The sequence below is a fragment of the uncultured Pontibacter sp. genome (assembly GCF_947502515.1).
Taxonomy (GTDB): Bacteria; Bacteroidota; Bacteroidia; order Cytophagales; family Hymenobacteraceae; genus Pontibacter.
In genome coordinates this window covers 792,116-808,821 of sequence record NZ_CANNAI010000002.1, presented here as the reverse complement: position 1 = coordinate 808,821, position 16,706 = coordinate 792,116, and the positions used below count along the sequence as shown (strand labels likewise).

Sequence of the window (16,706 nt, the reverse complement as noted above, 5' to 3'; positions counted from 1 at the left end):
AGGCGCCATTCCTTTTTGCATTCAATCGAATAGAGCATGTTAAACAGCATTATTAAATTCTTTCTGGAACAGAAGCTGGTGACAACCCTGCTGCTGCTCCTTATCGTGGCCTGGGGTATTATGGTAGCGCCGTTCAACTGGAACGTCACCTTCCTGCCCCGCGACCCGGTGCCGGTAGACGCCATTCCGGACATTGGCGAAAACCAGCAGATCATCTTCACCGAGTGGATGGGCCGCTCTCCGCAGGACGTAGAGGATCAGATCACGTATCCGCTCACGACTTCCCTGCTGGGTATGCCCGGCGTGAAGACCATTCGCTCCACATCCATGTTCGGTTTCTCGAGCATCTATGTCATTTTTGAGGATGACGTGGAGTACTACTGGAGCCGCTCCCGCATTCTCGAAAAACTAAATTCCCTTCCCGCCGACCTGCTGCCAGCCGAGACGACACCAAAGCTCGGCCCTGACGCCACGGCACTCGGCCAGGTATACTGGTATACCCTGGAAGGCCGCGACGAAGAGGGTAACCCCGCTGGGGGCTGGGACCTTCACGAACTGCGCAGTATTCAGGATTTCTATGTGAAGTATGCGCTGGCGGGAGCACAGGGCGTGGCCGAAGTGGCCTCTGTGGGCGGTTATATCAAAGAGTACCAGGTAGACCTCGACCCGGTAGCCATGAAGGCGAACAACGTCTCCATGATGGAAGTGATGAACGCCCTGAAAGCCAGTAATCAGGAGGTGGGTGCCAGCACCGTGGAGATCAACCAGGTGGAGTACTTGGTACGTGGACTGGGCTATGTGAAGGAAATCAGCGACATTGAAGAGGCGACCGTGCGGGTGGCCAACAACGTACCTATTCGTATCCGGGACATCGGGCGGGTGAACATTGGTCCGGCTGACCGTTCTATGCTGGGAGTGCTCGACAAGAGTGGCGCCGAGGCTGTGGGCGGTGTGGTGATCGCCCGTTACGGTGACAATCCACTGGCGGTGATCAACAACGTGAAGGCTAAGCTGGACGATATCGCAGCCGGTCTGCCCTCCAAAAAACTAGCCGACGGACGCACTTCCAAAGTGACGGTGGTACCTTTCTATGATCGCACACAGCTCATCAATGAGACACTCGGCACACTCAACACAGCGATTATTTTGCAGATCCTGATCACCATCATTGTGATCATCGTGATGGTTTACAATCTGCGGGCCTCGCTGTTGATCTCAGCGCTCCTGCCGCTGGCCGTGCTGATGACTTTCATTCTGATGAAATATTTCGGAGTAGACGCCAACATCGTGGCGCTGTCAGGTATAGCCATAGCCATCGGTACCATGGTCGACTTGGGAATCATTCTGAACGAGAACATCCTGCGGCACATGGAGGAAGCTCCGCCGGGGCAGTCACTGGTGAAGACGGTATACAATGCCACCACGGAGGTGGCCACTGCGATTCTGACGGCTGTTTCCACGACCATTATTTCGTTTCTGCCGGTGTTTACGCTGGAGGCGGCGGAGGGCAAGCTGTTCGGTCCGCTGGCCTATACCAAGACCTTTGCGCTGGTGGCGTCGCTCATCTTTACGATCCTGATCATGCCCGCTTTTGCGCATACCATTTTCGGGTTGAAGTCGCGCAACGTGGCCTGGAGTAAGATCCTGAACTGGATATTGGTAGGCCTGGGTATAGTAGCTTTATTTATTGTGCCGCTGGCAGGTATCACATTATTATTGATCGCAGCCAACAACCTGCTCAATTACTACCAGCCGGAGCGCTTCGGGCGTCACCATACACTGATCATGGTAGGTATAGCGGTACTAGCCGTTTCGTGGCTGCTGGCTACGGAGTGGGTGCCGCTGGGGGTATCGGTGAGTTATTTTGTGAACTTCATTTTTATCCTGCTGATCATCGGCTTGGTGCTGGGACTCTTTTCTTTCTTCATCAGGGTATACCCGCGTGTGCTGGGCTGGTGTCTGGCGAATAAAGGTACTTTCCTGCTGATCCCGGCTTTCATTATGCTGCTGGGGCTTAACATCTGGATCGGTTTTAACGGCGTGTTTGGCTGGGTGGCGACGGGCTTCGATAAAGTGGGGGTGAACGTTCGCACATCTGCTCCCTGGAGCGGACTGGTGCATACCTTCCCGGGCATGGGCAAGGAGTTCATGCCATCCCTGGACGAAGGCGCTTTCCTGCTGATGCCGACATCCATGCCGCATACGGGTGTGGAGGCGAACAAGCGCTATGTGCAGCAACTCGACATGCTCATCACGGCTATACCTGAAGTGGAGATGGTCGTGGGTAAAGCCGGCCGTGCCGAAACGGCGCTGGATCCTGCTCCCATGTCGATGTACGAGAATGTGATCCAATACAAATCAGAATACATCACAGATGAAAACGGGTATAAAATCCGCTTTAAAGTAGATGATGACGGCAACTTTGTACGTGACGAGAAAGGCAATCTGGTGGAAGACAAGCGCGGCGAGTACTTCCGCCAGTGGCGCGACCACATTCGGACGCCGGATGATATCTGGAACGAGATTGTGGAGGTGGCCGAACTGCCGGGCGTGACTTCGGCCCCGAAACTGCAACCAATCGAAACGCGACTGGTAATGCTGCAGACAGGTATGCGCGCCCCGATGGGAGTGAAGGTATACGGACCGAATCTGCAGACTATCGAGGACTTCAGCATGCAAATGGAACGGCTCCTGAAAGAGGTGCCATCCGTAAAACCGGAAGCCGTGTACGCAGACCGCTCACTTGGTAAGCCCTATATGGAGATCGATCTGGACCGCCGCGCCATGGGCCGCTACGGTTTGAACGTGGCCGACGTGCAGGAATACATTGAAGTAGCAATGGGCGGTATGGCTTTGACTACGACCGTGGAAGGGCGCGAGCGCTACTCCATCCGGGCACGCTACGCCCGCGAATACAGAAACGATCCGGAGTCAGTCAGCCGCATCATGATCTCGACTACCAATGGGGCGCAGATTCCGTTGACCGCGATTGCCAACGTCGAGTTCCGTCCCGGGCCGATGATGATCCGCGGCGAAGACTCCTTCCTGACGGGTTATGTGCTACTCGACAAGCGGGAAGGTTTTGCTGAAGTTACGGTGGTGGAAGATGCGCAACGCTACCTACAGGAGAAAATTGCTAGTGGTGAATTGGTGGTGCCGGCGGGTGTGAGCTACAAGTTTTCCGGCAACTACGAAAACCAGATACGAGCCGAAGAAAGGTTATCGTTTATCGTGCCACTCAGCTTACTGATCATCTTCTTGATCCTGTATTTCCAGTTCAGGTCGGTGAGTACGTCGCTGTTCATTTTCACATCTATTGCAATGGCTTTTGCCGGCGGCTTTATGATGCTGTGGCTTTATAGCCAGGGCTGGTTCATGAACTTCTCTTTTGGAGATACCAACATTCGGGAGTTGTTCCAGATGCGCACCTTCAACCTGAGCGTAGCCGTGTGGGTTGGCTTTATCGCCCTGTTTGGCATCGCGACGGATGATGGTGTGGTAATGGGCACCTACCTGAAGCAGAGCTTCGAGCGCAACACACCGCAAACCAGAGCCGAAGTACACGAAGCGGTGATGGAGGCAGGTATACGCCGCGTGCGTCCTTGTCTGATGACCACTGCCACTACTTTGCTGGCGCTTTTGCCGGTGCTTACGTCTTCCGGCCGCGGCTCCGATATCATGATCCCAATGGCAATCCCTTCATTCGGGGGTATGTTCGTGGCCCTGATCACCCTGCTGATCGTGCCGGTGCTGTACAGCTGGCGTGAAGAACTTAAAATCAAAAAAGAAACCGTATGAAAAAGATACTGGCAATTATAGTGCTGTTGCTGGGGGTAATGCCCTTGGTACAGGCGCAAACGCTGGAAGAATATCTGGTAGAGGCAGGCGAAAACAGCCCCACGCTGAAAGCACGATACGCCGAGTACCAGGCGGCGCTGCAGCGTGCTCCACAGGTGGGTGCACTGCCAGACCCGGAGGCTTCCTTTAACTTTTTTCTGCGACCGATGGAGCGCTTCATGGGCAATCAGGTAGGCGATATCTCGGTGATGCAGATGTTCCCCTGGTTCGGTTCCCAAAAGGCGGCCCGCGACGAAGCGAATTACATGGCGCAGATGAAATTCGCCTCCTTCATCGAAGCGAAGATCAACCTGTATCATGAAGTGCGCACTATCTGGTACCAGCTATACCTGAACGATCAGGAATCGATCCTGATGGAGAAGGAGGTGGAGATTATGAAGACGCTGGAAAGACTGGCGCTGGCCAAGTATAAATCAGCCACGGCAGGTGGTTCTTCTGGAGCCGCCACGCCAGCCCGAGGTACGACGGGCGGTTCGACTGGCTCTTCTGGTGCTGCAGGGAGTGGTGGCTCTGGTATGGCAGGTATGGGGGGCTCCGGCGGCGCAGCTGCCGGCTCGGCCAGTGGGAGCAACATGGCGGCTGGCGGCAGTAGTATGTCCAGTATGGGTAGTTCTGGCGGGTCTTCTATGGTTGATGTCATGCTGATCAGGTTACAAGTGAAAGAACTGGAAAACCAGGTCCTGATTCACCATGAGGCACGCAGGCCTTTGCAGGTAGCTTTTAACCAGTTGTTGCGCCGCCGTCCAAGTATGACGGTCATTTCTGCAGACACGCTCCTGCCTGCTGCACTGCCGGCTACCTTGTCGCTGATCGAAGACTCGATTCGCAGCAACCACCCGATGCTTAAAATGTACGAGTGGGACGAGAAGGCCCGGGAGTCACAGCTGCGGATGGCGCAACTGATGGGCCGACCAATGATTGGGGTGGGGCTAAATTACATGATCTTTAAACCGCGCATGGATGATATGACCCAAATGAATATGGGCGGCGAGAACATGGTGATGCCGATGGTGACCCTGACGCTGCCGATCTATCGTAAAAAATACAATGCGGCTCAAAAGGAAGCAGAGTTCTCCCAGCAGGCGGCTGTGTACCAGAAGGAGGCAACGGAGCGGGAACTGTTCACGGAACTGGAAAATCTGCTATACCAGTACCAGAGTTCAGTCAGCCGGATCAACCTGCTCAAAGATCAGGTAACGCTTACTGAACAGACCATCCGGCTGCTCACCACAAACTACTCCGTGACGGGCACAGGTATAGAAGACATCATCCGCCAGCGGCAGAGTCTGCTCAGCTACCGGTTACAGCAACTGCAGGCCATAACGGATCAGAATATCGCCGTGTCAGCCATCAACCGCATGATGCAGGGGGATAATTAGGATTACTCTCAATAGTATCGGGGAAACGACAATCGTGCACAAGAAAAAAACATCAGTCATTAGCATAAAGAAACATGACATCAAGAAATAAAAGAATCGGAACCTACCTACTTGTGGCCTTGGGCGGACTGCTGCTGGGCTGGTTGCTGTTTGGCGGCCGGGGTTCAGAACAGGCACACGAACACGCCGGAGAGGTGGCGGGTGCCACCGAGTATACCTGCTCCATGCACCCACAGATCAGGCAGGACGGACCGGGTAAATGTCCGCTTTGTGGCATGGATTTGATTCCGGTGAGCAATGGCGGAAGCGGCGGCAAAACCAGCCGCTATGTGCTGGAAATGACGCCTGAAGCGATCGCCCTTTCTAACATCCAGACCACCAGGCTGGAAATGGTTGATCCGGAGAACGAACTCGTGCTTTCAGGCAGGGTGGCCCTGAACGAGCAGCAAGTGTCTTCGATCACGGCAAAGTTTCCGGGGCGCATTGAGCGACTCTATGTGAACTTTACGGGGCAGGAAGTACGCCGTGGGGAGCGGCTGGCTTCGCTCTATTCACCGGAGTTGATCACCGCCCAACGCGAACTACAGGAAGCTGCCCGCGCCAAGGACCTGATGCCTGAACTCTACGAAGCCGCCCGGGCCAAACTCAAGCTCTGGAAGTTGACTGATGCACAGATCAAGCGAATTGAGAATGCATCGGACATCATTACCAATTTCGATATTTATTCTGATGCCGCCGGCGTAGTGACGGAGCGTTTAGTAAGTGCCGGCGACTACGTGACAACAGGTTCTGCCCTTTTTGAGGTAGCGAACCTGTCCTCGGTGTGGGTGGTGCTGGATGCCTACGAAGCTGACCTGTCCTGGATCAAGCAGGGTGGTAACATCACCTTTACGGTACCGGGTATACCTGGCAAAGAATTTACGGCCAAGGTAGCCTTTATCACCCCTGTACTGGATGCCACGACCCGTGCGATTGAAGTGCGTGCCGAGGTGCAAAACCCCGGCAACCAACTGAAGCCGGGCATGTTCGCGGATGCTCGCATCAAGACATCTACAGGTGCCAAAGAGCAGTCGCTGTCGGTACCAAGCAGCGCGGTGTTGTGGACCGGTAAACGCTCAGTCGTGTACGTGAAAGTACCGGGGCAGGAGATGCCGGCTTTCGAGATGCGTGAGGTGACACTGGGGCCACGCATGGGCGAACGCTATGTAGTGGAATCCGGTTTGCAGCCAGGTGAGGAAGTGGTAACCAATGGTGTGTTTGCCGTGGATGGGGCTGCACAGCTGCGAGGCAACTACAGCATGATGTCGCCACCACCAGCGGGCGGGCCTAAAGCACCGGAAGCTTTCCAGCAACAGCTCACCCAGCTCATTGACCAATACTATACCCTGAAAAATGCCCTGGTAGCATCCGATGTGCCCGCTGCGCGTCAGGCGGCAGGTACCTTTGTCGTGACATTGGGGCAAGTGAATATGGGCGAGCTCGATGGCAAAATGCACGATCAGTGGATGGCGTTGCTACCAACACTGAAGTCAAATGCCGAGGCAATTCAGAAAAGCCGTGATCTGGAAAAACAGCGTGCTGCCTTTTCACCGCTCTCAGAACATGTGATTGAAGCAATGAAGGTATTTGGTATACAGCACGAGGTAGCTTATATCCAATCCTGCCCAATGGCTTTGGGTGACCAGGGTGCTTTCTGGCTGAGTGAGATCAAGGATATCCGTAACCCATATTTCGGGGAAGCGATGCTAGCCTGCGGAGAAACGGAAGAAACATATAGGCGAGGGCAGAGTGGAGCGGCTACTACAGACCAAACTAAGACAGCGCCACAGGGACATCAGCATTAATATCTATTGTCATTTTGAGCAAAACGAGAAAGCTGGGGACATTATATCTTCAGCTTTTTTGCTTTGCTCGAAATGACATTTGACCTTATATAAATCAACTATACTTAATCTCCACCACTTCAACTTCCTCTTCCACACGCCCCAATTTCAGATGTAGCTTCTGACCGACTTTGGCACCCGTTACCGCTTGCGCAATAGGGGCTACAAATCCTATCAGGCCTTGCGTGACATCCGCTTCGTCTACGCCCACGATGGTGAACTGCCGGATGGTGCCTGGTTTGCCACCACTAAGGGTGCGTAGCTTGACAGTGGCACCAAAGCGCACTTCGTCCGGGATTTGCTCCAGTGGGTCAATGACTCTGGCGCTGGCAATTCGTCCGTTCAGGGCGCTGAGTTTGCCGTTGAGGATAGTGAGTTGACGGGTGCGGTCCGCATCGTTTTCGCGGTTGGCTTCTACGATAGTGCGCTCCGATTCCAGCTCTTCTAGTTCAGTTCTTAGTTTCTCCAGTCCCTGCGGACGAACATAATTGGGCACGCCTGCAGGCAGGGCCGCCCGTGGTGGAATGATGGGTGCTTCGCCTGCGTCGTCTTCTTTTACAAATGCTCTGCTCATGCCCCATTATACAGCAAGGGAGTGCCGGATGTTTCCGACACTCCCTTGTTGGTCAATTAGCTATAAGAGCTGGTGCTATACCTTACTAAATCTTTTCTGACTATTGATGGGTGTAGAAGTATCTGTCTTTGTCAAAAATTCTATTGTCCGTTGACATTACATCGGCATTTGCAGCACATACTCTTTGCCAGCTGGTACGGTTAGTTTATAACCTCTGATCCAAGGGTTGTAGAGGCGCAGTGTTTTGTAATTCGTACCCTGTTCGTGCGCAAAGTCGATCAGGTCAGGTATGGTGTTCTCCACGGTCACGGCTTTGGCAGGCAGTGGATTGTAGCCATGTGTTTCCGGTACGTCAAATCCATACTTTTGCGGATTGCCCAGAATCTCTTTCAGGGCCAGAATGCGGAAGATGTAGCGGGAGGTCTCGTCGTTCAGGTAGAGATCATAGAATGAATTTACCTTCTGGTGCTTCATGGCTTTGTCCAGACCGGCCATGCCGCGGTTGTAGGAGGCGGCAGCATCGGTCCAGGTACCAAACTTGTTCTTGGCAGTCTTGAGGTAGCGACAGGCCGCCACAGTCGATTTCTGCACATGGAAGCGCTCGTCCACCTCCCCATTCACGACCATGCCATAGCCGCGAGCCGTGTCTGGCATGAGCTGCCAGAAGCCAGAGGCACCGGCATGGGAGGTTACCTGTCCGAAAAGACTCTCGGCAAGGGCCAGGTAAATGAAATCTTCGTGCATATCATTCTCCTTCAGGATCTGCCGGATTTCTGGCAGGTAGCGCTGCATACGTTTCAGGGCCAGCAGCGTGCTGGTGTGCAGGTAGGTGTTGGCCAACAGTTCGCGATCGAGACGCTCTGCTACGTCCGGCAGGTGCAGCGGCACGGGCTCCCCTGCAAACGTGATCGCGTCAGGCAGGGCAGGTGAAGTGAAAATTTGTCTGTTTGCCTCAAAGGCTCTGTCGTTGCGCTCGTTTGGCGTAGCACTCAGTTTGAGGCTGTTCTCACCGCTCAACTGTAAAATCAGTAGCGGTGCTACCAAAATCCAACCATACTTTAAAAATTGCTGTCCCATAGCGTGCTCCTTTCTTGTACCTGTATTTATAACCTGAAATCTGAAGATGAATTGTGTTTCAAGGTAAGGAAAAATGCAACAGGATGCCAGGTTATACCTGCGATTTTTGAGATTGGAAGAGGTATATTATCTGATTTATTAGGTGATAAATCTCCCTTTAAAGCCAGTTGAGAGACAATGTGGGCAAAAGAACTGCTTTCAGATAGACCTGATTTTAGAATATGTAATATATAGGTTTTACAATATTTAGCTGTCTACAGTATCAGCTTTGTCATTAGCTTACTTTCCCAATAAAAAGGTCAGGGCTGTCGGCATGCGTTTGGCCCAGGCCGCTTCGTTATGCTGTGCCTTCTTGTCCAGAACCCAGATATAGTCTTTGCCTTCTCGGTAGCCTTGCACCTGCAGGGCTGCTAACATTTCGTCTATACCTGGCTGCAGACGGGCTTCCAGGTCGATCCCACCATTGTCAATATAGAGTTTCAGCTTTTTCTTCTTGCCCTTATAGGCTTGCACGTCTTTCACGTAGTCGATGTGCATGATCTTGAAAGCGGGGGACATGCAGATGGCCTTGCTGAACACCTGCGGATATTCCCAGGCCAGCATGAACGCCATTATACCTCCTGCTGAAGAACCGCCTGTCAGGGTATGTTTGGCGCCCGATTTGGTGCGGTAGTTCTGATCAATAAGAGGCTTCACCCTGTTCACTACAAAATCCATATAGGCGCTGCCTTTTAGCCCCGGCACATACTCTTCCATGCGCTCGGATGTGTTGTAAATACCCACCATGATGACAGGCTCCATTTGCCGGTTGCGGATCAGGCTATCTGCCGTTTCGTCTATCCGCCAGTCCACGCCGAAGGAGCTCGTAGCCGGATCGAATACGTTTTGCCCATCGTGCATGTAAAGAACAGGGTAGCGTTTGTTATTTTCTTCGTAGCCCGGCGGCAACCACACAATCAGGTCGCGGGACTGCAGGCTGTCTGCTGTTAAGTTGCGGTGATACGCTACTGTGCCGGTGATGCCTCCTGAAATTGGCTTGTTGGCTTTCTCCAGCCAATAGTCAAGTTGATGCTGCACGGTGGTGTCACCTTTTAGTTCCAGACTGAAATTCGGCAGCGGAATGCCTTTCTCATCGGTAGCCTCGGTGTTCCAGGAGCCAAGGGTGAATTTGTATTGTACTGACTGCTCTTTCAGGTATACCGTCTTTTCCCATACCTGAGCCACAGTACGCTGCATGGTGATGCGGTTGGGCTGCCAGTTTCCGAGTTCAGGTGTGCTGCCACTCAGGTATACCTGCTGCGAATCTGATAGGGTAGGAGCGTACACACGGAAGGTGATGCGGGTACTGTCCGGTTGTTGCTGCCCTATGGCAGTGTGGTAAAAGCTAAGCAGTAAAAGCAAAGACAACAGAAGGGTTTTCATAGGGCTTGCAACATGTGATCTGCCGACAAAGATACAGGAAATGTCACAGGCAGCGGACGTCAAGCGTAAGCGACTCGTCTGCCTTCAGTTCCATGCTACTTACCACATAGTGACTAAAGGCATTGAGGGCACTTTTTTGCAGTGCATGGTATACAGCGTCATTGGGCTGACAGCAAATCTGCATGTAGTTGATGCCTCGCTGGTACAATTCAAGCGACACCTCTGGCAAGGTATGTATGTTGTCCTGGGTAAGATTGTAAATGGTAGTCGTTTTCAACAGAGATCCCACCAGCGGCACATATTTATTTGTTCGGATAAAACGGTTCCCGAGCCAGAGTCCTCCGCTCAAAACCGGGTTCACAGACTTTACTTTGAGTTGATACAATTTATGTGTGTGCCACAAACCCATACCGCTTTCGTTTACTTCGTAGTAATCACTTAGTTTACTGTCCTCAGTGAAAAGGGATGTATTAAATAAGGTCTCACCGATAGCGGCATTCTCGACCCGCAAGGTACGAGCTGTCGGGAAAGTCAGGTATAGAAACTCGTACAGGAAAGTGTTGCGGTAAGATTTGGAAAGCAGATGCAGCATGGTCAGGTTGCCGGCCCGCAGGGTGGTAAACTGGCGTTTTAATCCTTTCGGGTCGAAGTATCGTTTTCGCACGCAGGTAGCCAGGTCCCTCCCAATACCCATGTTACGGGCAGAGGGATCAACCAGCACATCGAAACCGAAGCCAGTCTGTTGCAGCTTTCCGTTGATGCACATGGGTGTCTGTGCGCCTATGCCGCCTGCCAGTACCTTCTCTTCCGACCCAAGTGCGACAAAAGCAGCATAGTCCTCGAACAGCTCTGCCCGGGACAAGAAATGATCTCGCATGACTTCCAGCTTGACCATAAAGCCCTGCGGCGACATGCGCTCAATTTCCAATAGCGCCTGTTCATGTTCCGGCCTATAAGGCACTATCCGGAATTTTGCTTTTTTCCTGGCAATCATATCATCATTTTAGCTGCCTTTTATCGCTTATCAGTTATGCATATGAGGTGGCAAATGGTACACATACTGACTTAGTCCGAACAAGTCTCCTGTAGATGAATTGCAGGGGCCATAAGTTAAATTTCTAATCAAACCGCCTGCAGCCAGTCTGAGTATATCGCCAGCAAGTGCATTGCAGCCTGAGGCGCTATTCTCCCGGATACGGAGCATATAAATTCCCCTGACCGGATAGATCAATGAACGAAAAGAACCACAGCACAAATAGTACAGCCTTAGCCAGCCATGATTCATGTCTTTATATAAAAGCAAACAAGCGTATAGGCACTTTTTAAATACGATATATTTTGGGAATAAGTAAATATTTATTTTGATTATTTTTAGTGTGAAATAAGGGGTTTATTTGTGTCAAGTTCCTGCTATTAATTAGAGTCAGGTAAGGGCTTTACTGAAGTTGGGAATACATTATAGGATACTAAGTTTACCCTGATTTTTACAGTGTAAAGGTGTATTTAAACCAAAAAAGCCCTTCTGTGAGAAGGGCTTCTAAAGGACAACACATTGTTGGTTAAGGAGCCGCTGTTGCAATCAACCCCTGAATTACCTGCAGTAGTCCTGATGGATACACGCCAATATACACCAGCAGTAAGGCCAGTAAGGTAAGTGTACCCACACTGGCCACATAGATAGAAGGGCGCAGCTTGCCACGTGGATCTGCCTCAGCCTCTGCTTCCGGTTGCTGGAACATGACGGCCACAATGCGTATGTAGTAGAACAAGCCGATCACACTGTTAAGCGCCAGCATGACCACGAGCAGCCATAACTGTGTATTTACCCCCGCAGCCAGAATATAAAACTTGCCGACAAAGCCCGCCGTGAGCGGTATACCTGCCAGCGAGAGCAGCATGGCTGTGAAAACTGCCGCGGTCCATGGTCTCCGCCAAAGCAGCGCACGGTAATCCTCGAGCTGCTCCGCGTCACGCTCCTTATCCGATAGCATGGCCACGACACCGAAGGCTCCGACAGTTGTAATGAAGTAGGCTACGAGATAAAAGGTCACTGCTTCCACGCCCATTTGGTTGCCCGCCAGAAATGCTACCAGCAGATAGCCGAGGTGCGCGATAGAAGAGTAGGCAAGGATTCTTTTGACGTTGCGCTGCAGCAGGGCCAGCAGGTTGCCCGCCAGCATAGAGGCAATGGCCACAATGGTAAAGATCAGCACAAGGGTCGGGTAGCGGAAGCCGTCTACTTCCATAAAGAAACGGATCAATACGCCCAGTACACCGCCTTTTGATACGGTGGCGATAAAAGCTGTTACAGGAGCAGGAGCGCCTTCATATACATCCGGAGCCCACATATGGAAAGGGACCACACTCAGCTTAAAGCCAATGCCGACGATCATCAATCCGAAGCCGGTCAGGAGCAGCAATGGCAATTCGGTGAAGCCTGAAATGGCAGTAGCTATACCTGCAAACTCCATGGTGCCCGTACTGGCGTAAACCAGTGCCATCCCGAAGAGTAGGAAAGCAGAGGAGAAGGCCGCCAGAATCAAATATTTTATACCCGCTTCGTCAGACCGCTCCCGTTTGCGCAGGTAGGCTATCAAAGCATAAAGCGACACACTCAGGATTTCCAAGCCCAGGAAAAGCGAAGCAAAATGCTTACTGATGACTAGCACACAGGCCCCTATGGTCGCCAGCAGAAGCAGGATGTAATACTCTTCCTTGCGCTCCTCCCGTTGCTCAAAATAGGCATAGGAGAGCATGCTGATGAGCAACGCCGTAAGCAGGATCATGCCAATGTAAAACACGCCGAAACCATCTACTACCAGCAACGGCTCGATGGTATAGCGCCCTACATTGCGCAGCTCAAAGAGAGAGGCAAAAGCAGCCAGAAAAGAGACTGCCGTAATCACATACATGATCTTATGATTGCGGCCCACGGCAATCACCAGCATGGCCACCAGCACCGCAACGGTGAGAATGAGCAGGGGCATGAGGTGTTGGAAATCTGTCAATGTCATGGCGTATCAATTTGATGTTTTGGAAATCTGGAGATCTGAAGATGGCTTCGCTTTTTCAGACTTTTCCAGCATAGTTGTCTTTTCAGGTATAGCCACTGTTTCATTTTCATCCACGCGTGCAATGGGTGTCTTTTTTGTGACCGGTTCGGTATAGGCCTGCAGTTGCTCCTGAATGCTGGGTCGGGCGGTATCGAGCACTGGCTGAGGGTATAGGCCCAACCAGAGAATCATCACGACCATAGGTATAGCGATGAGCATTTCACGGGCATTCATGTCGGGGAGCGGTTGCTCGAGCTTATACTCTTGGAAGAAGATCTTCTGCATGATGCGCAGCGAGTAAATCGTGGCCATTACCAGGCCAATAGTGGCGAAAACCGTCAGCCAGTTGTTGGCCTGCCAGGAGCCGACCAAGGTCAGGAACTCTGCGATAAAGTTGCCGAGTCCGGGCAAGCCGAGCGAGGCCATGACGAAGATGAGCCCAATCACGCCCATCTTGGGAGCCGTAGACCAAAATCCGCCCATTTGCCGGATGTCGCGGGTATGGAGACGCTCGTAGAGGAAGCCGGCAATGATGAAGAGTGCCCCGGTACTGAGTCCGTGCGTGATCATCTGCATGACCACGCCCTGCAGGGCCCACTCGTTAAAGGCAAACACGCCCAGTATAACAAAGCCCATGTGGCTCACGCTTGTATAGGCCACCAGTCGCTTGAGGTCGGTTTGGGAGAAAGCCAGAATCGCCCCGTAGATAATCCCAATTACACCAAGAAGCATGGCCCAGGGCGCGAACTCCACGGTAGCTGTCGGAAAGAGAGGCAGTACGAAGCGCAGCAGTCCGTAAGCACCTGTCTTGAGCAGCAGACCCGCCAGAATCACACTGCCTGCCGTAGGGGCTTCAGAGTGTGCGTCGGGGAGCCAGGAGTGGAAGGGTACGACTGGTAGCTTGACCAGGAATGCAGCCAGGAAACCGAACATCAGCAGGCGTGCCGCTTCGGGGGCCAGTGTGGTGTTCAGCAATTCAAAATAGCTGAAGGTATAGATACCTGTCTGGCTACCGTGAATGAAATAAAGTCCGAGAATGGCCAGCAGCATGAGCAAGCCCGATGCCTGCGTGAAGATAAAGAATTTGTAGGCGGCGTAGCGACGGTTTTCATGTCCCCAGATGCCGATTAGGAAGTACATCGGAATGAGCATTACTTCCCAGAAAAAGTAGAACAGGAAGAGGTCCATGGTGAGAAACACGCCCGTTATACCTGCCAGCACCCACAGCAAATTGAAATGGAAGAAAGCTACTTTAGTTTGAATCTCCCGCCACGAAATAAGAACGGCCAGCAAGCCAATAAAAAAGGTGAGCAGCAGCATGAGCAAACTTAACCCATCCAACGCCAGACTAAAGCTGATGCCCCACTGCGGAATCCATGGTTGTGCGAATTGTATCAACCAAGCCGAACCCAGCACAGGTACGGGGTTACTCAGCCACAAGTATAGCGTCATCCCGAAGACAGTAGCCACCGAGCCAAGTGCCACCCAGCGGGGCAGTGTGCGGTTTACTTTCCCGGAAATCCAGGCCAGCACCCCGCCAACCATGAGTATCACAATTAACCAGACCAGTATCATAGCAGTAGACTTATGGTTAGAATCATAATCGCCCCAACTACTATTCCCGCCACGTAATTACGCATAATGCCGGTTTGCGTAGTGGAAAAGAGCTGATGCATCCCTTGGGTTGCATTGGCGACGAAAGTGTAGAAGGAATCGATAAAGTCACTCTTATTGACCTTCGACAGGTATACATAAGGCCGCACAAACAGCGTGTCGTACAGTTTGTCGAAGCCCCAACCCGAATGCCAGAAGCGGTGTATCGCCATGGCCGTTTCAGAGCGATGTATGTTCTCGATCAGCTCCGGCTTTTTGTAGTAGAAGAGGTAGGCGATGAAAATACCCCCCAACGAAATCACTGCTGCCAGCAACTGCAACATCCATTCAAACTGGGTGAAATCCGGCACCACGTTTACTGCCGGCAGGATAGGAGCGAGGAAGTCAGAGAAGAGCACCACATGACCGAAGTTGTGCGGGAGCTCGATGAAGCCGCCGGCAAAAGACAGCACAGCCAGTATAATGAGCGGTACCGTGATGGCCATGGTTGGTTTGTGACCGACGTGCGTTCGTTCTTCGCCAAAGAAGGTGAGGAAGACCATCCGGAAGGTATAGATGGAGGTGATGAAAGCACCCAGCAGACCGGCCAGGTATAGCCAGATGTTGCCGTTTTCTCCGGCCAGCTGCAGCCACAGAATCTGGTCTTTGCTATAGAAGCCCGCTGACACCAATGGGAAGGCCGCCAGTGAGGCAGCGCCAATTAGGAAGGTATAGAACACGACGGGAAGTTTCTTGCTCAGGCCGCCCATTTTGCGCATGTCCTGTTCGTGATGCAACGCCAGAATAATAGCTCCCGCACAAAGGAAAAGCAACGCCTTGAAGAAACCGTGAATCATGAAGTGGAACACACCCGCTGACCAGGCACCAACACCCAGGGCTAAAAACATGTAGCCGACCTGACTGATGGTTGAGTAGGCCAGTACCCGTTTGATATCATACTGCGTGAGCGCCGCAAAGCCAGCTATTAGCAGCGTGACGGCGCCGATCACGGCTACGGCCATCATGGCTACCGGAGAAAGTGCGAAGATGACGTGCATGCGTGCCACCAGGTATACACCGGCGGTTACCATTGTAGCGGCGTGTATGAGCGCACTCACCGGCGTCGGACCCGCCATCGCGTCGGGTAACCACGTCTGCAGCGGCAACTGACCAGATTTGCCGACCGCACCGCCCAGCAGGAGCAGTGCGATGATCAGCGCCGTCTCGTTTCCGACACTCCATACCTGTGCCGCTTCCGTGGAAATGCTTTGGATGTGTAGTGTCCCGAAGTGTTGGAAGAGCATGAAGAGACCAATGGCCATGGCCGTGTCACCTACTCGTGTAATGATAAAGGCTTTCCGGGCGGCATAGCCGTTGGCGGGTTCCTTGTACCAAAAGCCGATGAGCAGGTAGGAGCAGAGGCCCACGCCTTCCCAGCCCAGGTATAGCAGGAGCAGATTATCTGCCATCACGAGCATGAGCATGGAGCCCACGAAGAGGTTCATGCAGGCGAAGAAGCGGGAATAATCCTTGTCTTCGGCCATGTATTCGGTGGAGTAGATGTGAATCAGAAACCCGACGAAGGTGATAACGAAAATGAAGACCATCGAGAGGGCGTCGAGGTGGAAAGCGATGGAGGGGCTGAAGCCCGCCACATCAAACCATTGCCACACTTCCTGTCGGATAAAAGCCGGTCGCGAAGTCAGGTACTCAAAGCCCAGCACCAGCGTGATGGCGGCCGAAATACCGACGCTCCCGACTCCGATGGCCGAGACCAGTGCACGGGAAATGCGGTTGCCGAACAGCACCAGCAACAGGGCGCCGGCGAAGGGCAGGGCGGGGATTAACCAAAGTAATTCTCCCATAG

General features: G+C 52.7%; 10 protein-coding genes. 3 read left to right on the top strand and 7 right to left on the bottom strand.

Annotated elements, in window-relative coordinates; translation table 11 throughout:
* Positions 1-36: 36 nt before the first annotated feature.
* The 3 genes from Q1A54_RS08180 to Q1A54_RS08170 all read left to right on the top strand — a co-directional run bounded on the left by Q1A54_RS08180 (position 37) and on the right by Q1A54_RS08170 (position 7,081).
* Entirely contained in the window at positions 37-3,798 is a 3,762-nt protein-coding gene (locus tag Q1A54_RS08180; RefSeq protein ID WP_299986605.1) for an efflux RND transporter permease subunit, read from the top strand.
* Entirely contained in the window at positions 3,795-5,237 is a 1,443-nt protein-coding gene (locus tag Q1A54_RS08175; RefSeq protein WP_299986604.1) for a TolC family protein, read from the top strand. Before Q1A54_RS08180 ends, Q1A54_RS08175 begins: the two co-directional genes overlap by 4 nt.
* A 74-nt stretch (positions 5,238-5,311) precedes the next feature.
* Positions 5,312-7,081 (top strand): efflux RND transporter periplasmic adaptor subunit, encoded by a 1,770-nt coding sequence (locus Q1A54_RS08170; protein ID WP_299986603.1) that lies wholly within the window; start codon positions 5,312-5,314, stop codon positions 7,079-7,081.
* Positions 7,082-7,175: 94 nt separating this feature from the next.
* Here Q1A54_RS08170 and Q1A54_RS08165 read toward each other — a convergent pair whose 3' ends face one another.
* The 7 genes from Q1A54_RS08165 to nuoL form a co-directional block, all read right to left on the bottom strand.
* Positions 7,176-7,694, bottom strand: a complete 519-nt coding sequence (locus tag Q1A54_RS08165) for a GreA/GreB family elongation factor (protein WP_299986602.1) — start codon at positions 7,692-7,694, stop codon at positions 7,176-7,178.
* A gap of 156 nt (positions 7,695-7,850) precedes the next feature.
* Entirely contained in the window at positions 7,851-8,771 is a 921-nt protein-coding gene (locus Q1A54_RS08160) for a lytic transglycosylase domain-containing protein (RefSeq protein ID WP_076422043.1), read from the bottom strand.
* Between the two features lie 279 nt (positions 8,772-9,050).
* The gene (locus tag Q1A54_RS08155; protein ID WP_299986600.1) at positions 9,051-10,193 is read right to left on the bottom strand and encodes an alpha/beta hydrolase-fold protein; all 1,143 of its coding nucleotides are present in this window, start codon (positions 10,191-10,193) and stop codon (positions 9,051-9,053) included.
* 43 nt (positions 10,194-10,236) lie between these two features.
* The gene (locus Q1A54_RS08150) at positions 10,237-11,187 is read right to left on the bottom strand and encodes a GNAT family N-acetyltransferase (RefSeq protein WP_299986598.1); all 951 of its coding nucleotides are present in this window, start codon (positions 11,185-11,187) and stop codon (positions 10,237-10,239) included.
* A gap of 565 nt (positions 11,188-11,752) precedes the next feature.
* Positions 11,753-13,207, bottom strand: coding sequence for an NADH-quinone oxidoreductase subunit N (locus tag Q1A54_RS08145; protein WP_299986596.1), 1,455 nt, complete (start codon positions 13,205-13,207; stop codon positions 11,753-11,755).
* Positions 13,208-13,213: 6 nt separating this feature from the next.
* A complete protein-coding gene (gene nuoM, locus Q1A54_RS08140) occupies positions 13,214-14,821 on the bottom strand; it encodes an NADH-quinone oxidoreductase subunit M (RefSeq protein ID WP_299986594.1) in 1,608 nt (535 codons plus the stop codon).
* Positions 14,818-16,704 (bottom strand): NADH-quinone oxidoreductase subunit L, encoded by a 1,887-nt coding sequence (nuoL, locus tag Q1A54_RS08135; RefSeq protein ID WP_299986592.1) that lies wholly within the window; start codon positions 16,702-16,704, stop codon positions 14,818-14,820. The genes nuoM and nuoL overlap by 4 nt, the downstream gene beginning before the upstream one ends.
* Between the last annotated feature and the right edge of the window lie 2 nt (positions 16,705-16,706).